The following is a 20625-nucleotide window of genomic DNA, read 5'->3' on the forward strand; positions in this document are numbered from 1 at the left end:
TATAGTGAGTTTCAGGAGGAAAATGAGAATGACACCATTAAAATGGTTTGCTGGAGGAAGTGAAAGACGTTGCGAAGCCATGACTATCATAGATTATCTACTAGAAGATATAAAGGATAAGCCTCAACTTGCTCCTTTGAAAAATCAGTTAGTGATTTATAAAAAACGATTAAAGGACGATGGAACCTCTACTCCATTTATTCTGAGCCAAATGAACGTTGACATCTCACGTGTGTTAATTGACAACAAGCTAAGTTTGTCAGAAAGTCAAGCCGAGCAGATCAAAAAATTGAGAGAATTATCTGCGATTCGGTATGGTTACTGATGAAGTGCAGTGGCAGGTCTCTCTATACAATTTCCGGTCAAATAAATTGCATTCGTTTTCCTGAGTGGGTATACTAGTATAGTTGAATGAAAAATTCTGAAAATTTAAGAATAGAAAAGAGAACAAATCTTATGGCAAAAGATATTCGTGTCTTACTTTACTACCTCTATACTCCAATTGAAAACGCAGAGCAATTTGCTGCAGATCACCTGGCTTTCTGTAAATCAATCGGTCTCAAAGGCCGCATCCTAGTTGCTGACGAGGGGATTAACGGGACTGTTTCAGGTGACTACGAAACAACTCAAAAATACATGGACTATGTTCACAGCCTCCCAGGCATGGAAGACCTCTGGTTCAAGATTGATGAAGAAAGTGAACAAGCTTTTAAGAAGATGTTTGTTCGTTACAAGAAAGAAATTGTCCACCTTGGTTTGGAAGACAACGACTTTGACAACGACATCAACCCACTTGAAACAACAGGTGCTTACTTGTCTCCAAAAGAGTTCAAAGAAGCCCTTCTTGACGAAGATACAGTGGTTCTTGACACACGTAACGATTATGAGTACGACCTAGGACATTTCCGCGGTGCTATCCGCCCAGACATCCGCAACTTCCGTGAATTGCCACAATGGGTTCGTGACAACAAGGAAAAATTCATGGACAAGCGTGTCGTGGTTTACTGTACAGGTGGAGTTCGTTGTGAGAAATTCTCAGGCTGGATGGTCCGTGAAGGCTACAAAGATGTCGGTCAATTGCACGGAGGAATCGCAACCTACGGTAAAGACCCAGAAGTCCAAGGTGAGCTTTGGGATGGGAAAATGTACGTCTTTGACGAGCGTATCGCAGTCGATGTCAACCATGTTAACCCAACCATCGTAGGGAAAGACTGGTTTGATGGAACGCCATGTGAACGCTATGTCAACTGTGGAAATCCCTTCTGTAACCGTCGTATCCTAACATCAGAAGCAAATGAAGACAAGTACCTTCGTGGATGCTCACACGAGTGCCGTGTTCACCCACGAAACCGCTATGTTTCAGAAAATGAATTGACACAAGCAGAAGTGGTGGAGCGCTTAGCTGCTATCGGTGAAAGCTTGGATCAAGTCGCTACAGTATAAAGATAAAGCAAACAGCCTTCAGGGGCTGTTTTTCTATGCTTTTTATCTAAAAATCTTAAATTTGTTTCTGTATCTTTCAGGGAAATAGGGTATACTGTATGTAAACGATTTCAAAGGAGGCCAGTTATGGCGAAAACATTTTTTATCCCAAATAAAGAAAGTATTCTAGGACAACAGGAGGTCTTGACTGCCAAGTCCATCTTGGCCTTGGTGGAGGGCTTGGAGTCACATAGTTATGATGCCGTCTATCTCCGTCAGCCGCTCAATCATCTCGAATACATGGAGTGTGGGATTGTAGGTAAGTCGCAATTTCTCTTCAAAGTGAACTATGCGGATAGTCGAAAAGGCTATCAAGTGGTGATTCCAGATTTTCTTACTAGAGCGGACTGGGAGATTGTAGAGACTCTCCTCCAGGCCCTATCTGGCAAGTTGGGGGAAGCGGTAGAAGGGATAGAAGGATTTGACTTTGAAGCTTATTTCCGAGAAACGGTCAAGCATTATCTAGCGGATAAGACGGCTCGTTTAGTATATTGCCAAGGGCTCTTATCCCCTATCTATCTCAACAAGGAATATCTCGAGAGTTTTTTGGCTGAGGATGGATTGGCACGTTTTGAAGAGCTGGTCAAGAAAGTTCAAGGTTCTGATGCCTATCTTGCCAGTGTGAAATTTTACCCAGACGCCCAAGGCAAGGTGCATGGTATCTATCACCTAGCCCAGGGAGTCAAGACAATTTTGCCAAAGGAACCCATTGTACCGGCAGCCTATACCGAGCAGTTAGCAGGAAAGGAGCTTGTTTGGGAGATTGACCTAGTGGCGATTTCTGGTGATGGGTCCAAAGCAGAAGACTACGAATCCATCGCTCGCTTGGACTATGCAAGATTTCTAGAGTCACTACCAACAGCATTTTACCATCAACTAGATGCCAATCAATTAGAAGTCCAAGCCATTTTGGGAAAAGATTTTGAAGAATTGGCAGCCGTCAAGTAGACACGGTTAAAAAAGAGTAAGAATAAAAATCCCTGTCATTAACAAATGGCAGGGATTTTGGTTAAAAGAATGTCAGGATGCGAAGGTAGTCTACTGTCAGCGCAAGCTCTGCAATGAAGAAGGGTAAGAGAATAGTGCCATCAAGTAAGACAGCTAGCAGAAAACGATAAAATGGGTCGAGGCTGCTGGTCTTACTTGGCTTGCTAATCACAAAGAGATTTCCAAGGGCAAAGATGGCCATGCTTAGAAGAGTGAGGATACCAGCGAATCGCAAGCCACCAAAAAGTGCAAAGAAACTTGCTAGAGCCGTTAGGACAAGTGGTATAGCAAAGAGTCTGCTGTAACGATCGCAAGCTTCTTGGAATGTGAAGTCGCTCTCCTGGTCCAGCACACGTCGGACGGTAAATCCTCCCAAAATGATGGAAAAGTAAAATAGAGCGTTAGCGACCAGAATCGAAAGCCCGGCAAAGAGATCTAAAGGTGGGAGCTGGTTAGGAGAACCATTAGCCATAGAAATCATATAGCCATAGTAGAGGTGCTTGATATGGTAGATACTAAAGAAAAGGTTAATCGAAGATAGCAAGGTGAGCAGGGCAAAGACACTATAACGATGCTTTTGGTCCGTAGTCTTGCTGGCAGTTGGTTCTTGGATAGCATCCAACAGCCAAGTCCAAAACAGTGCGATTTCTTCTTTGAATCTGGCTGTTTTACGAGGGTCAATATCTGGGATATAGGGGCTTTCTAAAGCCTTGCTGAGGATGCTTTTTTCTTTTGCAGGGGTTTCTTGCTTGTGTTCCTCTTCAGCTTTCCCTTCTCCCTCTTCCTCGATTATTTCGGGAGTTTCCTCCTCATGCGTTTCCAGCTCTTTAGGTGAGACAGAAGTTTCTTCGTTTACTTGTAGTTCGGTCTCCACAGTTTCCGTAGTTTCTGGCTCGTTGGGCTGGTTTTCCGATTTCGTCTGAGGTGATTTCTTCTCAAGATCGGCACTTTCAAACCATTCTTGTGTCATGGTGGAACCTCCTTTTTTATGGGCATTTTCTATCTTTAGACTAGCAGATGAAAGCGTTTTTGTCAATGATTTCTAGGTGGAGCAGAGCATTCTTCTTCCTTGGGTAGGTAGATATCCTGATTGGCTTTTATAATGAGTATATCCTTAACATCTGCTTTGTCTGTCTTGTAGGGGTTGGCAAGTTCATTGTCTTTTTGTCTAGGGTGTTCTCTGTATGCTTTACGATAAATACCGCCATGCTTAGAAGAAATGTCTAAATTGATACGATCGAATTCTGTCTTAGAAAGAAAGAGTCTTAAGTCGTTATGAGAGTCTAGCTCAACCTTACCGTGAAACTGGATATTCTCAGCATAGATGTGTTCCCCTTCCGTCTTGACCTGGCTATCTGTCAATTCTGTATCAAAAATATTGATAATACTAGGTGTCGTTAGTGTACTGTTCTTGATGGAGCTTTCTGTTATTCTTAAGTGGTAGCCTTTTGTTTTGATTGTCGCATTTTCAAGGGTGACTTGACGGATGGAGGTCTGTCCACGATTGGCCGAGACATTGATAGCTTTCAGAGTTCTCCCTTTAGGTAGGGAGAGAACGACTTCGTCAAAACGATTAGAATAGTTGCTGGCGATACGAAGTAGGCTTTCGATTCCTGAACCGAGAAAACGATGTTGGGAGGCTTGTTTGTCGGTGACACTCAGTGTTTTGTCACTCATGCCAGTAGTTAGATCGTGACGGCCAGACACTGACGGATGATAGGTGATATGGATCTTGTCATCTACAGACTCTGTGATGGTTAGGCTATGGTCCTCAAGGGTCAAATCAAGTTTTTCCACTTCGCTTCCGAAGGTCACTTCTTCGATACGATTGTCATAGACGGGGTCTTTTGACATGGCAAGCAAACTTTGAATACCATTGGACTGGGCGCCTGCAATAATCATGATAAAACCAAGAATCGTAGAAACCACGCCAAAAATGAGAAATCCTTTTGTCAATTTACGCATGTCTGTCACCTCTCTTTCCTTTTTTAAGAATCCATTGCACCAAGCGGACGACTAGAAGACCAAAGAAACGAGCTACATAGGAGATGCCTAGTAGAACAAGAGAAGAAGCACCGATAGAAAGCAAACCGGCCCCAAAAATCAAGATAAAGGCAGATTTAGCTTCTACTAGGATGCTAAAACTTTCTACGATAAAGAGTCCGCCCAGCAGGATGCCCGTCACAGAAACGGTGAAAAAGGCTAGAATGACAGCGGTCGCCGCGATAAAAAACCCGATAATGGTTAAGATAATTGCAATTCCAACAGGAATGCCGATAGGGGCTGCTAGTAAGGCCAAGAGGGCAATGTGTAGGAGTTGGCGATCATTCTTTTGAGCGGGTGCCTCATTGACTTTCTTGTCGAGGAGGTTAGAGAGGACATCATGAGCTGCTTCTTTTGGTGTTCCCAGACTGGCGATGAGTTCTTCTTCGCCCTCTGGACCTGCATCGTCAAATAGTTCCTTAAAGTAGTCCATAGCTTCAATGCGGTCAGCTTCAGGCAGTTTATGGAGATAGGTTTCTAACTGAGTCAGATAGTCAGTTCTTGTCATGGCGGATACTCCCTTCTATGATGCCGTTGACGGTGTCGGTATAGAGCGTCCACTCTTCCTTTAGAGTAACGAGCTGCTCTACGCCCCGATTGGTCAAGGAGTAGTATTTGCGCATACGCCCCTGAAACTCTCTAGAGTAGGTGGTCAGAAAGCCACTGGCTTCCAATTTTTTGAGAATGGGATAGAGCGTAGATTCTTTGATATTGGCGATGAGCTTAATGGTTTGACTAATCTCATAACCATAAGAATCCCCCTGCTCCAGTACAGCCAAGATGAGAAACTCGATCAAGGCAGAGGATGTTGGGAAGTACATGGGAAACCTCCTTTTTATTATATAAAAATTTTATATATACTCTTTTCAAATATATTGTATCTCAAGTTGAAAGCCCTGTCAAGAAATATGTGTAAAAATTTTATATATAAAAAACTCCTAGTAAAAACTAGAAGTTTAGAGAATGTTGTTAGCTTTTATCTAAATTTTATCTAAATTTTATCGTAGATTTCTTATAGTTGATTTCCTTATCCAAAAGTTTCAATAAAGGAGTCACGTATTCAGGATTTGGAAACTTAGGACCGAAAATGACTTCATCGATTTGAATTGGATTTTCCCGTTCTACATAAAGTTTACCAATTCCAGATTCTTTATCAATTTTTATTTTATCATTACTTGGGTCTAGATTAGCATAGCGTAAGATACGCAACTCATCCTCATATTTATAATCCACAGATTTAAATAAGTAACGAATTTCCTCTATACAGTCAGAAATCGCTTTTTGATAAAAATCATCTCCTTTGTCCAAATCCTTATCTATTTTTCCCTTTAAGGCTTTCAACAATGTTTCTAAATTTTTGATTTCATAGTCGTTAAAGAGCTCCGTTTTTTCTATGCTAAACTTACCACCTGAATCATTGACATAGGCTATTCGGTAGAGATAATCTACATTTCCTTTTGAAACATTACCTTTTTCTTCAGAATTCGGTTCAGTTCCTTCATCATTAACAGTATTGATTGAATTCTCACTCTCACTCCGAAAGGCAGATTTTTCAAAACTACTATTTAATTCAGATTTCATTAAATACATCTTATCAGAAAATTCTAAAGAGATTTTTTCTCGACGCCAAGAAACATCATTGAAGGATGAAAATCTAGAAAAGTCATCCTCCCGAAGTACAAGACAAACACCTTTGGCATCATCACCATACTGGGACCACATAGCTAAATCATCCGTTTTAATAGTAAAGCTCATTAAAAACCATGAGCTTGGCTCCAAAGCATCTCGTCTATCTAAGCCCAATATCTTTTCTATAATGATACCTTCCTCAGGATCATTCATATAATTCGCATTATTCAAACGAGTTTTTCCAACTATAGAAAAGCTTGATTCCTCCTTCTGATCCAATAAACTTTGAAGAACGCTCCCTTTAGTGTAATGGCCGAACTTAAGATTTTTATTTTTATCTTCATTTTTCAATCCAAGTTGGTATTTGATTTTTTGAACATACTGGTAAATAGACAGTAAGTTTTTAAGTTCATTCGAGTCCTCTTTATAACGCTTTGCCCATGTTTGTAAAATAGCATATTTAGTATTATTTAAAAGACCTTCTCTTAGGATAAAGTTGAATAGCTTGTACTCATCACTGTCACAAACATTATCATTACTAAAAAATAAATCATCAAAATTTTGTAACATAAATTTGGAAAATTGTTCATAGAGATTTTTAATTGTTTCTGTGGTTTGAAGACGTTCATCTGAATCCGTTTGATGATTAAATAAGCTTGTTAAGAACACGCCATATATAAAAGCGATTTCTTCAGATTCTCGGAAGGGTTCATGTTCATGCAATTCCTGTAATTTCTTAGCAGTGGTTTCGAGTTTATTTAACTCAGTCTGCTTATTTGATAAATTGAACAAAATCATAGCATACGGCAAAGCTATATCAGGCGAATCCTGGAATTGTTGCTGTAATTTCTCTAATTTTTTGACAGTAGCCTCTAGTTCTTTCAACTCAGTCTGTACGTTTGACAAATTAACCAAAATCATGGCATACGGCAAAGCTATATCATGTGAATCCTGGAATTGTTGCTGTAATTTCTCTAATTTTTCGACAGTAGCCTTCCGTTCCTTCAATTCAGTTTGCTTGGTTGATAAATTAACCAAAATCATGGCATACTGCAAAGCTATATCAGGCGAATCCTGGAATTGTTGCTGTAATTTCTCTAATTTTTCAGCAGTAGTCTCTAGTTCTTTCAACTCAGTTTGCTTGGTTGACAAATTGAACAAAATCCTGGCATAACGTAAAGCTATATCAGGCGAATCCTGGAATTGTTGCTGTAATTTCTCTAATTTTTCGACAGTAGCCTTACGCTCCTTCAACTCAGTTTGCTCGGTTGATAAATTAACCAAAATCATGGCATACGGCAAAGCTATATCAGGCGAATCCTGGAATTGTTGCTGTAATTTCTCTAATTTTTCGACAGTAGCCTCGATCTCCTTTAACTCAGTTTGCTTGGTTGACAAATCGAACAAAATCCTGGCATAACGTAAAGCTATATCATGTGAATCTTGGAATTGTTGCTGTAATTTCTCTAATCTTTTGACAGTAGTCTTCCGTTCCTTCAATTCAGTTTGCTTGGTTGATAAATTAACCAAAATCCTAGCAAATGCTTCTGCTATATCATGTGAATCCTGGAATTGTTGCTGTAATTTCTCTAATTTTTTGACAGTAGCCTCTAGTTCTTTCAACTCAGTCTGTACGTTTGACAAATTGAACAAAATCCTGGCATACGGCAAAGCTATATCAGGCGAATCCTGGAATTGTTGCTGTAATTTCTCTAATTTTTCAGCAGTAGCTTTCCGCTCCTTCAACTCAGTCTGTACGTTTGACAAATTGAACAAAATCCTAGCAAATGCTTCTGCTATATCATGTGAATCCTGGAATTGTTGCTGTAATTTCTCTAATCTTTTGACAGTAGCCTTCTGCTCCTTCAACTCAGTCTGTACGTTTGACAAATTGAACAAAATCCTGGCATACGGCAAAGCTATATCATGTGAATCCTGGAATTGTTGCTGTAATTTCTCTAATTTTTCGACAGTAGCCTCTAGTTCCTTCAACTCAGTTTGCTTGGTTGACAAATTGAACAAAATCCTGGCATAACGTAAAGCTATATCAGGCGAATCCTGGAATTGTTGCTGTAATTTCTCTAATTTTTCAGCAGTAGTCTCTAGTTCTTTCAACTCAGTTTGCTTGGTTGACAAATTGAACAAAATCCTGGCATAACGTAAAGCTATATCAGGCGAATCCTGGAATTGTTGCTGTAATTTCTCTAATTTTTCAGCAGTAGTCTCTAGTTCTTTCAACTCAGTTTGCTCGGTTGATAAATTAACCAAAATCATGGCATACGGCAAAGCTATATCAGGCGAATCCTGGAATTGTTGCTGTAATTTCTCTAATTTTTCAGCAGTGGTCTCTAGTTCCTTCAACTCAGTCTGTTCGGTTGACAAATCGAACAAAATCCTGGCATACGGCAAAGCTATATCAGGCGAATCCTGGAATTGTTGCTGTAATTTCTCTAATTTTTCAGCAGTGGTCTCTAGTTCCTTCAACTCAGTCTGTTCGGTTGACAAATCGAACAAAATCCTGGCATACGGCAAAGCTATATCAGGCGAATCCTGGAATTGTTGCTGTAATTTCTCTAATTTTTCAGCAGTAGCCTTCCATTCCTTCAACTCAGTTTGTTCGGTTGATAAATTAACCAAAATCATGGCATACGGCAAAGCTATATCAGGCGAATCCTGGAATTGTTGCTGTAATTTCTCTAATTTTTCGACAGTAGCCTCCAGTTCTTTTAACTCAGTCTGCTGGATTGACAAATTGAACAAAATCCTAGCATACCGCAACGCAATGTCTTCTGATTCAGGGTATTGTTCATAAATTATTCTTGCTTTTTCTGCTAGAGCTTCGCAGGCAGTCTTATCTGTCTCCTTTGCTGATAAGTCAAAGAGCTTATCTAACTCTGCTAAACTTTGATCCAAATTGTATTTCTGTTCATCCATTCTGTACACCTCATTTAAAATAGTAGCTATCTTATGAACTAATTTATTTTTCACATGACAATTAGTTTCTGTACATCTTATTATATCAAAAATGCCATCTTTCTGCTAACAGATGGATGGCGCTTTTTCTTGATAGAAACGCCTAAAAAGCCAGATAGAGTCTGGCTTTGCATTGTTTATATCTGAGAAGTATTTTAGAAAAATTAAAGTATCTTATCAGCCCGATCGACCATAAAGAGTGAGACGGTCATGATGATATCAACGACTAGAAGGGCAAGGACAGCTGGGATCCAAGATTGGAAAAGTTCAAAACTATAACCAAACAAGGCAGGACCAAAGGCCGCCAAGATGTAGCCCCCTGTTTGCGCTAGTCCTGATAGCTGAGCGGTCTTTTCAGGAGAACTGGTTTTAAGAGAAAAGCAAACCATGAGGTAGGGGAAGAGGGCACTGCAGGCCGTTCCAATCAAGAGATGGACGACTAACCAGTAGAGGAAATTATTGGTTGGATATAAGAGCATGGCAATTCCTGTCATCCCAGCGATAGAGATAATTGCCAGCATGATTCGACGGTGACCATCTGATAGACGAGTCGTCAGACTTGGAACAGTCATTGAAAAAGGAATGCTAATCAGTGAGAAAATAGAAGCGAGGAGAGCCGCATCGCTATTAGAAAGACCAGCACTAACAGCCATAGTTGGCAACCAAGTCATACTTGTATAAAAGAACAAGGACTGAAGCCCGCCAAAGATAATGATAGCCCAGACATCTTTACTTTTTAGAATATTCTCTTTGACTTGCTTTTCTTTTTGGCTTTCTAGGTGGTGGTTGTGGCGATGATTTGGCAACCAGACTAGCAGAGTGACCAGACAGAGAAAGCTGAGAACGAGGATGAGTCCCTTCCAAGAACTAGCTTGGGTGATAGGGACGGATAGATAAGAAGCGATGGCCGTTGAAATCCCCATGGCAGTGATATAGAGCGTTGTTAGGAGACTGATTTTTTGAGGCTGATTTGCTTGGATCATACTTGGGAGGAGTACATTGAAAATGGCGATGCTCGCTCCGATGATCAGGGTTCCTAGATAGAGAAGGGGAAGATTGAAAATCCGAATGACAGATCCAACAGTTAAGAGGAGGAGGCAGTATGTGAAGAGGTGTTCCAACCCAATTTTTTGTGCCAAGCGACTTGCAAAAGCAGAGAAAAGAGCGAACATCAAGAGAGGAAGACTGGTTAAAATCCCAAGAGAGCTAACCTCGACTCCTAGTCCCTGAGCAATATCCCCTAAAATAGTTGGAAGAGAAGTAAAAGGAGAGCGTAAAATGGTCCCGATTAAGACAATTCCTAGAACAAAAAAGAGTGATTGTTTTTTCATAAAAACCTCGATAAGATGATTTTAATAACAGCTTATTTTAAGGTTTTTTTCTTACAATGTCAAGGAGAGGACTGCTAAGAAAGCTAGAACGATTTAACTGAAAATAGAGTTAAAGGGGACAGATTTCTTTACCAGAATTTTTCTTGATTTGAGATAAAAATAGGAAACTAGGAAATTTTGTGATAAAATAGTGGAAGGAAATCTATAAATTGGAGAAAAACTGTGCCTGAAAAGCAAAAAATCAGCGTCTTGATGTCGGTCTATGTAAAGGAAAATCCGACATTTTTGAGAGATGCTATCAAGAGTATTCAAAACCAGACCTTGAAACCAAGTGAGCTTGTTCTTGTTGAGGACGGGCCGCTCACGCCCGAACTCTATCAGGTGCTAGATGAAGTGGAAGCGCAGTCAGAGATTCCAGTTAAGCGTTGCCCCTTAGAAGAAAATCAAGGTTTGGGTTTGGCTCTTCGATACGGTGTTTTACAGTGTCAGTACGATATCATCGCTCGAATGGATACAGATGATATAGCGGTAGCTGACCGCTTTGAAAAGCAAGTCCAACTAATGGAGCAGGAAAATCTGGACCTCTTAGGTGGACATATTGCAGAATTTATTGACAATCCTGACGAGATTGTTTCTTACCGTCGTGTTCCTACTCAGCACGCAGACATTGTAGCTTACCAAAGAATGAGAAGTGCCTTCAATCACATGACTGTCATGTTCAAGAAGGATATGGTTCTCAAGGCAGGCAACTATGAAGATGGGCTTTATATGGAAGACGATCTCCTCTGGCTCAATATGATTGCCGCAGGTGCCAAGACTGGAAACCTCGATCAGATCTTGTGTAAGGTTCGTGTCGGTGCAGGGATGTTTGAACGTCGTGGTGGCTTGCGTTACCTTAAACTCTATCGCCAGGCTCGTCAGCGCATGCTTGAAAGAGGCCAAATTTCCTACATGGAATATGCGAAAAGCATTGCCATTCAGGCGGTTGTGGCACTTTGTCCAGGTTTTGTACGTCAGTTTATTTTTGTAAAATTACTAAGAAAAAATAAATAGTATTGTAAAAGATAAAATAGCCAAAAGATGTTATAATGACAGTATATTTATTTGCATTCTTTTAAGAAAGAGTAAATTCCTATGAATAAAAAACTAACAGATTATGTGATTGATCTGGTTGAAATTTTAAATAAACAGCAAAAGCAGGTGTTCTGGGGTGTATTTGATATTATTAGTATGGTGGTTTCCATCATTGTGTCTTACATTCTCTTTTATGGCTTGATTAACCCAGCGCCTGTGGACTATGTTATCTATACTGGTTTGGCCTTCCTCTTCTATCAAATCATGATTGGATTTTGGGGGCTCAATGCGAGTATTAGTCGCTATAGTAAAATCACAGATTTCTTAAAAATCTTTTTTGGCGTAACCGTCAGCAGCATTGTCTCTTACGGACTTTGCTACGCTTTTCTTCCTCTATTTTCTATCCGGTTCATCATACTCTTTATTTTATTGAGTACCTTCCTGATCTTGCTCCCTCGTATTACTTGGCAGTTGATTTATTCTAAGCGCAAGCAGGGTAGTGGGGATGGCGAGCACCGTCGTACCTTCTTGATTGGTGCTGGTGATGGTGGTGCCCTCTTTATGAATAGCTACCAACACCCAACTAGTGACCTCGAGTTAGTGGGGATTTTGGACAACGATGAAAAGAAAAAAGGGCAAAAACTAGGTGGAATCCCAGTTTTGGGCTCTTATGATAATCTGCCTGAATTGGCCAAACGCCACCAAATCGAGCGCGTCATCGTAGCCATCCCTTCGCTTGATCCGTCAGAGTACGAACGTATTCTGCAGATGTGTAATAAACTTGGTATCAAATGTTACAAGATGCCCAAGGTTGAAACAGTTGTTCAGGGGCTTCACCAACCAGGTAGTGGCTTCCAGAAAATTGACATTACAGACCTTTTGGGGCGTCAGGAAATTCGTCTTGACGAATCCCGCCTAGGTGCAGAGCTTACAGGCAAGACTATCTTGGTGACAGGAGCTGGTGGTTCGATTGGTTCGGAGATTTGTCGTCAGGTTAGCCGCTTCAATCCAGAACGTATCATCTTGCTGGGACATGGCGAAAATTCCATCTACCTCGTTTATCATGAATTGATCCGTACATTCCAAGGGATTGATTATGTTCCTGTTATTGCAGATATTCAAGATTATGACCGTCTCTTGCAGGTGTTTGAACAGTATAAACCAGCCATTGTCTATCATGCTGCTGCTCACAAACATGTTCCGATGATGGAACGCAATCCAAAAGAAGCCTTCAAGAACAATATCCTCGGAACCTACAATGTTGCCAAGGCTGTTGATGCAGCCAAAGTACCTAAGATGGTCATGATTTCGACTGACAAGGCGGTCAATCCACCAAATGTTATGGGGGCAACTAAGCGCGTGGCGGAGTTGATTGTCACTGGCTTTAACCAACGTAGCAAATCAACCTACTGTGCAGTTCGTTTTGGGAATGTTCTCGGTAGCCGTGGTAGCGTGATTCCTGTCTTTGAACGCCAGATTGCTGAAGGTGGTCCTGTAACGGTGACAGACTTCCGTATGACACGTTACTTCATGACTATTCCAGAGGCTAGCCGTCTGGTAATCCATGCTGGGGCTTATGCCAAGGACGGAGAAGTCTTTATCCTCGATATGGGCAAACCAGTTAAGATCTATGACTTGGCTAAGAAAATGGTTCTTCTAAGCGGGCACACGGAAAGTGAAATTCCAATCGTTGAAGTCGGTATTCGTCCGGGTGAAAAACTCTATGAGGAACTCTTGGTTTCGACCGAATTGGTTGATAACCAAGTCATGGACAAGATTTTCGTTGGTAAGGTAAATGTCATGCCACTAGAAGCCATCAATCAGAAAATTGAGGAGTTCCGTTCACTCAGTGGAGATGAGCTTAAAGAAGCGATCATTTCCTTTGCAAATGAAACAACTCATATTGAGTAAGAGTGACTCATACAATTAATCATAAATCAAAGACCAAGGTTTTGTATAGACAGAACCTTGGTCTTTTTACTCTGTAGTTTGAAGCTATTAGCTTGTTATAGCTGACTGATGATATCATCGATTGTATGGGCAATCCAGTCAGGTTGATAGCTGAGCAAATCAGCCTCTTCTCCAAATCCCCAAGTGACAGCAAACTTTTTAATGCCAGTTTCTTGGGCTCCGATCATATCAAACTTGGTGTCGCCAATGATGAGAACTTTGTCTGCGGGGAGTTGATGCGTCTGCAAGGCGTAACGGATGACATCCGCCTTGTGTGGCGTTTCAGGACTAGAGCCGTAAATGCCATCAAAGAAATGATGGATTCCTAGATTTTTAGTCATATCATGAGCAGTAGGAGTATTCTTTGTTGTAGTGATGTAGAGAGGGTAGTTTTGTGAAAGTTCTCGAAGCAATTCCGTTATTCGGGGGAAGAGTTGGGCTTCGTGGATGCCTTTTTCCTTGTAGTAAGAGCGGTATATCTGTACAGCTTCCGAGATTTGTTCCTTGGGAAGACATGTTGCAAAACTAGTTTCAAGCGGTGGACCCATGAAACCACGAATGGTTTTGGCATCAGGAGTCGGAACTCCTAGTTGTTTAAAGGTATGGGTAAAGGAATTGTGGATTCCGATAGAACTGTCAACGAGTGTTCCGTCTAGATCGAAAAAGATGGCTGAGATTGATGACATAGTTTCTCCTATTAGATGAGGTTATTCTCCGAAGATTTCTTTTTGTAGGCGGCGACCAGTAGGTGTGGCAGCGAGTCCACCCTCAGCCGTTTCACGAAAGGCAGTTGGAAGGCTCGATCCGACTTGGTACATGGTATCGATGACTTCGTCAACAGGGATTTTAGACTCGATACCAGCCAAGGCCATATCTGCCGCGATAAAGGCAAAGCTGGCTCCCATGGCATTTCGTTTGACACAGGGAACTTCAACCAAACCAGCAACAGGGTCACAGATGAGGCCCAGCATATTTTTAATGACAAAGGCGATGGCTTGGCTAGCCTGATAGGGTGTCCCACCTGCAGCCAAGGTCAAGGCTGCGGCACTCATGGCAGAGGCAGATCCGACCTCGGCCTGACAGCCACCTTCAGCACCTGAGATAGAGGCATTGTTTGCGATGACTAGTCCAAAGGCACCAGCAGCAAAGAGGAAATCCAGCTGTTCTTCGTGGCTAAGGTCAAGTTTTTGAATAGCAGCAGTGAGAACGGCTGGCAAACAACCAGCACTTCCTGCGGTTGGAGTGGCGCAGACCAAACCCATTTTAGCGTTGTGTTCATTAACCGCGATGGCATTTCGGGCTGCTGATAGGATGGTAAAGTCTGACAGGGCCTTGCCACTTTTGAGATGGCGGTCTAGTTTGGCCGCATCTCCACCCGTTAAGCCACTACGGGATTTATTTTCACTGAGACCGAGCTCAACAGAGGCTTTCATGACTTCTAGATTGCGCTCCATGAGGAGAAGAACTTCTGCACGTTCCCGGCCGGTCAGTTCATATTCTGTCGCGATCATGAGTTCTGCGACATTTCCTTGGAAGTCTAGATCCGCCTGCTCGACCAATTCTTTGATAGAATAAAACATGTTTCCTCCTACTTAAAGAAATTGACATTGTGGAGATGGGGGATTTTTCGGATTTCTTCAATCGCCTCTTCACAACTTCGACTATCAACTTCGATGATCATGATGGCTTTTTCTCCAGCTTTTTCCCGAGTCACATTCATCTGAGCGATGTTGATATCGAAACGAGAGAGGGCTTCAGTAACATGGGCAATCATCCCCGGAACATCCTGATGCACGATGATAATGGTCGGTGTATTCATGTTGAGAGAAACGGCAAAACCATTGAGTTCCGTGACCTGGATATTTCCCCCACCGATAGAAATACCTGTCACACTGATGGACTTGTGTTCATTCTTCACAGTAATTTTAGTGGTGTTAGGGTGAGGAGCGTTGCTGTCTTTCTGAATGGTCCAGACAATCTTAATGCCACGCTTGTGAGCAATCTCAAGGCTATTTGGAATGTCAGGATCATCCGTATCCATACCTAAAATGCCAGCAACGAGAGCAAGGTCAGTTCCATGACCACGGTAGGTCTTAGCAAATGAATTAAATAATTGGAATTCGACTTCTGTCGGCGTATCATCAAAGATGGAAGAGACGATTTTCCCGATACGAACAGCACCAGCAGTATGGCTACTTGATGGGCCAATCATAACTGGTCCGATAATATCAAAGACAGATTGAAAACGAAGTGAGTGCATCTGTTTCCCCTTACAAAGATTCTTATATCTATTATATCAAAGAATGGACCTCTGCGCTTATTTCCCTTATAAAACTGAAAAAATGGATAAAAATAGTATAAAATCTTGTCTTTTATGACAAAAATATCAATGTTTCAGTAAATATAAAATATTTTTGTAATATTTCTACACGAAACCGTCAAGAAACGGTAATATTCAAACGGTATGATAGAAGCATAGTAAAAAGGAGAATTTTTAGAAATGACATTAACAACTAAACAAATTAAATTAACTCTTGCAGGAGCAGCAACTTTCCTTGCTTTCCTTGCACCATCACTTGCTTTTGCGGATGAAACAGTCACTTATACAGTGAAACCAGGTGACACTCTTTCAGAAATCGCTGAGAAGTACAATACTACTGTTGAAAAATTAGCAGAAAAAAATAAGATAGAGGATATTCATCTGATCTTTGTGGACCAAGTTTTGGTCATCGAAGGGACAGCTCCAGCTGCGACAACTTATGAAGCACCAGCTGCAACAGGAGAAACAATCGAAGAGACTACGACTTACGAAGAAATAACTGAAACAACAACTTACGAAGCACCAGCTGCTACAACAAGCACTTCTTATGAAGAAGAAAGCTACACAGCTTCAACTGTAAGTGGTTCTGAAGCAGAAGCCAAAGAATGGATCGCTCAAAAAGAATCAGGTGGTAGCTACACAGCTACAAACGGACGTTACATCGGACGTTACCAATTGACAGATTCATACTTGAACGGTGACTACTCAGCAGAAAACCAAGAACGTGTAGCAGATGCCTACGTTGCAGGACGTTACGGTTCATGGACAGCTGCTAAGAACTTCTGGCTTAACAACGGTTGGTATTAAGAACTAACGAACAGAATAATATGTAAAAGTCGAGGAATTTCCTCGACTTTTTATATTTCCTTCGGTTGATAATAGGTCTCTACTTCTTTTTGGAGATGAGCTAGCATGGAGGTTTCATCGGTTAGTTCCAGAAGGGAGAAACCTTTTTGGATAAGTTTAGCATCATCCGTACAAATCCCAATACGGACATAGCAGATGGCAAGCCTATCGTAGTGCTTCTTTTTCTTGGCATCCTCCAGTAAAGTGTAGCAGATTTGTTGGCACATGTTTCTATCTTGATTGTACAAGTATAAGGTGGAAAGGTTGAGTAGGATTGCCATTCGCAAGTCATATAAATGTTGATAGTTTTTATAGATTTCCAGGCGTTGCAAGATTTTTCCAGTGATGAGATGGATATGCTCTATAGGAAAGGTAAAGAGAATGGTATTGAGGATTTTTAAGTCATTCTCGTACCAAATGTCCTGCTTTTCTATCTTCCTCCATAGCTTCTTTACAGTATTGTTAACTTCGATTGACAGTTTTTTAGTCCCATTTTGGCGGATATAAATGACAATTTCTAGCATATCTCGTATCTCTTTGATGGGGAGGTCGTGGTGAGTTTTGAGGTAGTCTTGACATTTTTGAAATAGTTTTTCGAGTTCACTAGTCCCTAGGATTGAGCTCATATTGAGATAGGTTTGCATAATTTCTGTGCGTTGACTTGGTTGATAAAGTTGGCAGATATAGTCAAACTCTTCAAAGGTCATATTGACTTGCCAGAGAAGAAATTCCATATTCTCATATTTAGGAGTTGTCTTACCACTTTCTATTTTTGATAGGCTGGTTCTTGAGAGGACACCCCCACAGACCTCCTCTTGGGTTAAACCTTTTGACTCACGGATTTCTTTATAAACATTTCCAAAATCGTAGCGCATGATTTCCTCCTTATTTGTGAAAAAAGTTAACAATAAATTGAAATTGATTAAAAATATTGTATCATAGTAGTATAAAAAGTAAAAAAGAAATCTAAAATAAATCTGTGAAAAGGGTAACAAATTCTACGACTAAGATGATAAAGTACTAAGGAGGTATCTTTATGAAAAAAATCAGTAATTTCTGTATGTTACTCCTGCTTCTGTGTACTACTTTTTTGGTTTTTAATGTAAACCACACACGAGAAGTGGTTCGGATTCAGGAAATGGGAAAGACTGTAGATTCTTTGGATGTATATTTGAAAGAGATTAACGAACCTGCAGCATCTGTACTTCGATTTTTTGAGGATGTATCAAAGGAATACAAAGTATCCATCATCAAAACAGACAGTGGTGATGAGGTGATTAAGTCTGGTGTTTTTGATAAAGATACCTTCCCCTACCAAGAGTTTGGGATTTCTTCTCTTGATTTTACTACAGATGGTGAAGGAGTCTACAGTAATAAAGAAATTTCCAATAAACTTGGTACGATTCCGACCTTTCTAAAAGCCAAGCCTATTCAGCTTATGACTTTTCAAACCTATATTAAGGATACATCCCGTAGTTTAAATGGTCGCTATACGATAACTTCTACACAAGAGATGGACAAGGATAGGATTGTACAGAAATGGAGCGATTTTTTCAAGATAGACCAGGCTACCTTGCTAGAGCCAACCTACAAAAGTGCAGTGGAAGTCATAAATCGAGATTTGCTTTTATCTGCCATCATTTTTGTCTTGGCTATTTTGCTGCTTGTGTTAGTAACAGTGTATCAGCCGATGATGGAGATGAAAAGAGTTGGGGTACAAAAATTACTTGGTTTTCAAGATCGGGCTGTTTTAGCTGATGTTGTGAAAGGCAACCTCTACCTCCTCCTAGGTGGGGCGCTTGTGATCAATCTAGGCGTGTTTTTCTTACTTGATTATAAGCCGAAAGATTTGTTCCCTATGTTATGGTTGTCTCATTTTTTGCTTTTGCAACTTTATCTCTTTATCAGTTGGTTGACTTACCTCTTAATCCAAAAAATGACAATCAGCTCTCTGCTGAAAGGTTTTTCATCTTTCAAATTTGGTTTGATATTTAATTATTTGATGAAAATTGGAACCACCATTTTATTGACGGTTTTACTGATTGGGGTGGGGAAAAGTTTGGAGCAAGAAAACAAAGAGTTGGATTACCAGAGACAGTGGATCAGTCAAGGAAATTATCTGACCTTAGAAACCTTCCAACTCAATGATAACCTGTGGCAAGAGCAGTTGGCAGGCTCAGGGCAGGCAGTGGATTATTTCTATCGATTTTATCAGGATTTGGTAGAAAAAACGCAGGCGGGCTATGTGCAAACTAGTAACCTGCCTATCAAAAATTTTGCCACTGCAGAACAAGTGCAGCAGTATCAACTGGCTGATATGCTAACTGTTTACTATGCCAATAGCAATTTTCTAAAGAGCAAGGGATTCAAGCTACCAGATACCGGCACTAAAAAAGTTATTTTGATGCCAGCAAGTACGAAAGGTGAAGAAGATAAAAATCAGCTCTTGGGGAAGTTAGTTGCCTATCATTCGATGAAGTATGAAGAGCAGCAAAAACGAAGGATAGAGGAGATGGATGTCGAGATTGCCTATTATGAAGGAGATTGGTCGTTCTTTCCATATAGTGATAAGCGAAAGGAAAATCTCTACAATCCAATTATTAGCTTGGTCAATGATTCTGATATGATGTGGGATGAAAAAGCCTCCCTGTCAACAACAGGTTTAAATAATCCCATTAAAATTGAAAATACGGCTCAACACCAAAAAGAGGTGACATCGTTAGTTGAGAAATTATCAGATGGGAATTATTTAAAATTTTCATCTATTCAAGCCATTCAACAAGAGAAGGTGGATAGTTATCGAGATGCAGTTCGGAATTTTAACCTACTCTTTGCTTTGTTTGGTCTCCTTAGTATGATGATTTCCTACTTCTTACTAGTAACAACTTTCTTATTGAAGCGAACAGATATCATCACCAAGAAGTTTATGGGCTGGAAATTGATAGATCGGTATCGTTCCTTGCTGGGTCTCCTATTAGCCGTTTATAGCCTTCCTTTTATGGTTTTGTTATTCTTTGCCCATGCTCTTTTTCCACTTTTGCTTTTCGCGGGATTTACATGCTTAGATATTTTGTTTGTACTTTTCTTGGGTTCTAAGATGGAAAAACGAAATGTAGCGCAGTTATTGAAAGGGGACATCTTATGATAAAGTTGGAAAATGTTACGAAAACTATTGGGAAAAAAGTTATTTTGGAGAACTTATCTCTAAAGATTAACCAAGGAGATTTAGTTGCCATCGTTGGAAAAAGTGGCAGTGGCAAGTCAACCTTGTTAAATCTCTTGGGTTTGATAGATGGCGATTACAGTGGACATTATGAAATTTTTGGTCAGAAAAATGTACCTGTCAATTCTGTTAAGTCGCAAGCGATTATCCGCGAACACATTTCCTATCTGTTTCAAAATTTTGCTCTGATTGACAATGAAACGGTAGAGTATAATCTCATGCTTGCTCTAAAGTATGTGAAATTGTCCAAGAAAGATAAAGTTAAAAAGATAGAAGAAATTTTAGAGAGGGTGGGGTTGCCATCAACTCTACATCAGAAAGTTTCAGAGTTATCTGGAGGGGAACAGCAGCGAATCGCAGTTGCTAGAGCTATTTTAAAACCCAGTCAGCTCCTTTTAGCAGATGAACCAACCGGTTCTCTAGATCCTGAAAATCGAGATTTGGTTTTAAACTTTCTCTTAGATATGAACAAGGAAGGTAAAACGGTCATTATCGTTACCCACGATGCCTATGTGGCTCAACAATGCCATCGAGTCATTGAATTGTGAAAAATACAGAAATCTTATCAAAAATCTTTAAACTTAAGGACACCTTTAAAATTTAATTTTAAAACACCAATTTATCAATATTTTTTGATTGATAAAAATAGAAAATCGGTTGTTTTTAGGAGATTCTCTAAAATTACCTCCTAACTACACTTATTAAAAACGATAATTGTATGACTCTTAAGCTTAGAATACTTAAGTTCTCGTGATTTTTGAGCTATT

The 20625-nt window shown here is 40.4% G+C and carries 18 protein-coding genes; 8 read left to right on the forward strand and 10 right to left on the reverse strand.

Going from position 1 to position 20625, the window contains the following annotated elements:
• Nucleotides 1-28: 28 nt before the first annotated feature.
• The 3 genes from D8852_RS01640 (at nt 29) to D8852_RS01650 (ending at nt 2430) form a co-directional block, all read left to right on the forward strand.
• Nucleotides 29-325, forward strand: coding sequence for a bacteriocin immunity protein (locus tag D8852_RS01640; protein ID WP_185755564.1), 297 nt, complete (start codon nt 29-31; stop codon nt 323-325).
• Between the two features lie 131 nt (nt 326-456).
• Nucleotides 457-1443: a rhodanese-related sulfurtransferase gene (locus D8852_RS01645; protein ID WP_125424953.1), complete on the forward strand. Its 987-nt coding sequence runs from the start codon at nt 457-459 to the stop codon at nt 1441-1443.
• A 126-nt stretch (nt 1444-1569) separates the two neighbouring features.
• Nucleotides 1570-2430 carry a DUF4299 family protein gene (locus D8852_RS01650; RefSeq protein WP_125424954.1) on the forward strand — a complete coding sequence of 287 codons (861 nt, stop codon included), beginning with the start codon at nt 1570-1572 and terminating at the stop codon, nt 2428-2430.
• Nucleotides 2431-2491: 61 nt separating this feature from the next.
• On the opposite strand, the gene D8852_RS01655 is transcribed toward D8852_RS01650, so the two are convergent.
• From D8852_RS01655 to D8852_RS01685, 6 genes are all read right to left on the reverse strand, one after another.
• Nucleotides 2492-3439, reverse strand: a complete 948-nt coding sequence (locus tag D8852_RS01655) for a DUF6574 domain-containing protein (RefSeq protein ID WP_125424955.1) — start codon at nt 3437-3439, stop codon at nt 2492-2494.
• Nucleotides 3440-3501: 62 nt separating this feature from the next.
• Nucleotides 3502-4434 carry a DUF4097 family beta strand repeat-containing protein gene (locus D8852_RS01660; RefSeq protein ID WP_125424956.1) on the reverse strand — a complete coding sequence of 311 codons (933 nt, stop codon included), beginning with the start codon at nt 4432-4434 and terminating at the stop codon, nt 3502-3504.
• Nucleotides 4427-5020, reverse strand: coding sequence for a DUF1700 domain-containing protein (locus tag D8852_RS01665; protein WP_084925413.1), 594 nt, complete (start codon nt 5018-5020; stop codon nt 4427-4429). The genes D8852_RS01660 and D8852_RS01665 overlap by 8 nt, the downstream gene beginning before the upstream one ends.
• Nucleotides 5007-5333, reverse strand: a complete 327-nt coding sequence (locus D8852_RS01670) for a PadR family transcriptional regulator (protein WP_000273860.1) — start codon at nt 5331-5333, stop codon at nt 5007-5009. The genes D8852_RS01665 and D8852_RS01670 overlap by 14 nt, the downstream gene beginning before the upstream one ends.
• Nucleotides 5334-5499: 166 nt before the next feature.
• Complete coding sequence (locus tag D8852_RS10125) at nt 5500-9075, reverse strand: DUF2971 domain-containing protein (RefSeq protein WP_260467086.1); 3576 nt, start codon at nt 9073-9075, stop codon at nt 5500-5502.
• A gap of 203 nt (nt 9076-9278) precedes the next feature.
• Nucleotides 9279-10445: a CynX/NimT family MFS transporter gene (locus D8852_RS01685; protein ID WP_125424957.1), complete on the reverse strand. Its 1167-nt coding sequence runs from the start codon at nt 10443-10445 to the stop codon at nt 9279-9281.
• 222 nt (nt 10446-10667) lie between these two features.
• Here D8852_RS01685 and D8852_RS01690 point away from each other — a divergent pair, with 222 nt between their 5' ends.
• Both D8852_RS01690 and D8852_RS01695 read left to right on the forward strand, forming a co-directional pair.
• Complete coding sequence (locus D8852_RS01690) at nt 10668-11498, forward strand: glycosyltransferase (protein WP_125424958.1); 831 nt, start codon at nt 10668-10670, stop codon at nt 11496-11498.
• An 81-nt stretch (nt 11499-11579) separates the two neighbouring features.
• Nucleotides 11580-13430, forward strand: coding sequence for a nucleoside-diphosphate sugar epimerase/dehydratase (locus tag D8852_RS01695; protein ID WP_125424959.1), 1851 nt, complete (start codon nt 11580-11582; stop codon nt 13428-13430).
• 95 nt (nt 13431-13525) lie between these two features.
• Here the strand turns inward: D8852_RS01695 and D8852_RS01700 are convergent, their stop codons facing one another.
• Genes D8852_RS01700 through sdaAB form a run of 3 tightly spaced genes read right to left on the reverse strand, consistent with a single transcriptional unit; the run spans nt 13526 to nt 15729 of the window.
• Complete coding sequence (locus tag D8852_RS01700; RefSeq protein ID WP_084925422.1) at nt 13526-14155, reverse strand: HAD-IA family hydrolase; 630 nt, start codon at nt 14153-14155, stop codon at nt 13526-13528.
• A gap of 21 nt (nt 14156-14176) precedes the next feature.
• Nucleotides 14177-15049 carry an L-serine ammonia-lyase, iron-sulfur-dependent, subunit alpha gene (sdaAA, locus tag D8852_RS01705; RefSeq protein ID WP_084925424.1) on the reverse strand — a complete coding sequence of 291 codons (873 nt, stop codon included), beginning with the start codon at nt 15047-15049 and terminating at the stop codon, nt 14177-14179.
• 8 nt (nt 15050-15057) lie between these two features.
• Nucleotides 15058-15729: an L-serine ammonia-lyase, iron-sulfur-dependent subunit beta gene (gene sdaAB / locus D8852_RS01710; protein WP_000555868.1), complete on the reverse strand. Its 672-nt coding sequence runs from the start codon at nt 15727-15729 to the stop codon at nt 15058-15060.
• Nucleotides 15730-15969: 240 nt separating this feature from the next.
• Here sdaAB and D8852_RS01715 point away from each other — a divergent pair, with 240 nt between their 5' ends.
• On the forward strand, nt 15970-16596 hold the full coding sequence (locus tag D8852_RS01715; RefSeq protein WP_000176936.1) for a LysM peptidoglycan-binding domain-containing protein: 627 nt from the start codon (nt 15970-15972) through the stop codon (nt 16594-16596).
• Nucleotides 16597-16646: 50 nt separating this feature from the next.
• Here D8852_RS01715 and D8852_RS01720 read toward each other — a convergent pair whose 3' ends face one another.
• Nucleotides 16647-17510, reverse strand: coding sequence for a helix-turn-helix domain-containing protein (locus tag D8852_RS01720; RefSeq protein WP_125424960.1), 864 nt, complete (start codon nt 17508-17510; stop codon nt 16647-16649).
• A gap of 161 nt (nt 17511-17671) precedes the next feature.
• Here D8852_RS01720 and D8852_RS01725 point away from each other — a divergent pair, with 161 nt between their 5' ends.
• Nucleotides 17672-19780 carry a bacteriocin-associated integral membrane family protein gene (locus D8852_RS01725; protein WP_125424961.1) on the forward strand — a complete coding sequence of 703 codons (2109 nt, stop codon included), beginning with the start codon at nt 17672-17674 and terminating at the stop codon, nt 19778-19780.
• A complete protein-coding gene (locus D8852_RS01730; RefSeq protein ID WP_057488862.1) occupies nt 19777-20406 on the forward strand; it encodes an ABC transporter ATP-binding protein in 630 nt (209 codons plus the stop codon). The genes D8852_RS01725 and D8852_RS01730 overlap by 4 nt, the downstream gene beginning before the upstream one ends.
• Nucleotides 20407-20625 lie beyond the last annotated feature (219 nt).

The sequence above is a fragment of the Streptococcus mitis genome (assembly GCF_003942695.1).
Classification (GTDB): Bacteria; Bacillota; Bacilli; order Lactobacillales; family Streptococcaceae; genus Streptococcus; species Streptococcus mitis_BD.

Bases quoted from the DNA above. Each gene is read 5' to 3' on its own strand.
- D8852_RS01640 (WP_185755564.1), top strand. From the start codon at position 29: ATGACACCATTAAAATGGTTTGCTGGAGGAAGTGAAAGACGTTGCGAA.
- D8852_RS01645 (WP_125424953.1), top strand. From the start codon at position 457: ATGGCAAAAGATATTCGTGTCTTACTTTACTACCTCTATACTCCAATT.
- D8852_RS01650 (WP_125424954.1), top strand. From the start codon at position 1,570: ATGGCGAAAACATTTTTTATCCCAAATAAAGAAAGTATTCTAGGACAA.
- D8852_RS01655 (WP_125424955.1), bottom strand. From the start codon at position 3,439: ATGACACAAGAATGGTTTGAAAGTGCCGATCTTGAGAAGAAATCACCT.
- D8852_RS01660 (WP_125424956.1), bottom strand. From the start codon at position 4,434: ATGCGTAAATTGACAAAAGGATTTCTCATTTTTGGCGTGGTTTCTACG.
- D8852_RS01665 (WP_084925413.1), bottom strand. From the start codon at position 5,020: ATGACAAGAACTGACTATCTGACTCAGTTAGAAACCTATCTCCATAAA.
- D8852_RS01670 (WP_000273860.1), bottom strand. From the start codon at position 5,333: ATGTACTTCCCAACATCCTCTGCCTTGATCGAGTTTCTCATCTTGGCT.
- D8852_RS10125 (WP_260467086.1), bottom strand. From the start codon at position 9,075: ATGGATGAACAGAAATACAATTTGGATCAAAGTTTAGCAGAGTTAGAT.
- D8852_RS01685 (WP_125424957.1), bottom strand. From the start codon at position 10,445: ATGAAAAAACAATCACTCTTTTTTGTTCTAGGAATTGTCTTAATCGGG.
- D8852_RS01695 (WP_125424959.1), top strand. From the start codon at position 11,580: ATGAATAAAAAACTAACAGATTATGTGATTGATCTGGTTGAAATTTTA.
- D8852_RS01700 (WP_084925422.1), bottom strand. From the start codon at position 14,155: ATGTCATCAATCTCAGCCATCTTTTTCGATCTAGACGGAACACTCGTT.
- sdaAA (WP_084925424.1), bottom strand. From the start codon at position 15,049: ATGTTTTATTCTATCAAAGAATTGGTCGAGCAGGCGGATCTAGACTTC.
- sdaAB (WP_000555868.1), bottom strand. From the start codon at position 15,729: ATGCACTCACTTCGTTTTCAATCTGTCTTTGATATTATCGGACCAGTT.
- D8852_RS01715 (WP_000176936.1), top strand. From the start codon at position 15,970: ATGACATTAACAACTAAACAAATTAAATTAACTCTTGCAGGAGCAGCA.
- D8852_RS01720 (WP_125424960.1), bottom strand. From the start codon at position 17,510: ATGCGCTACGATTTTGGAAATGTTTATAAAGAAATCCGTGAGTCAAAA.
- D8852_RS01725 (WP_125424961.1), top strand. From the start codon at position 17,672: ATGAAAAAAATCAGTAATTTCTGTATGTTACTCCTGCTTCTGTGTACT.
- D8852_RS01730 (WP_057488862.1), top strand. From the start codon at position 19,777: ATGATAAAGTTGGAAAATGTTACGAAAACTATTGGGAAAAAAGTTATT.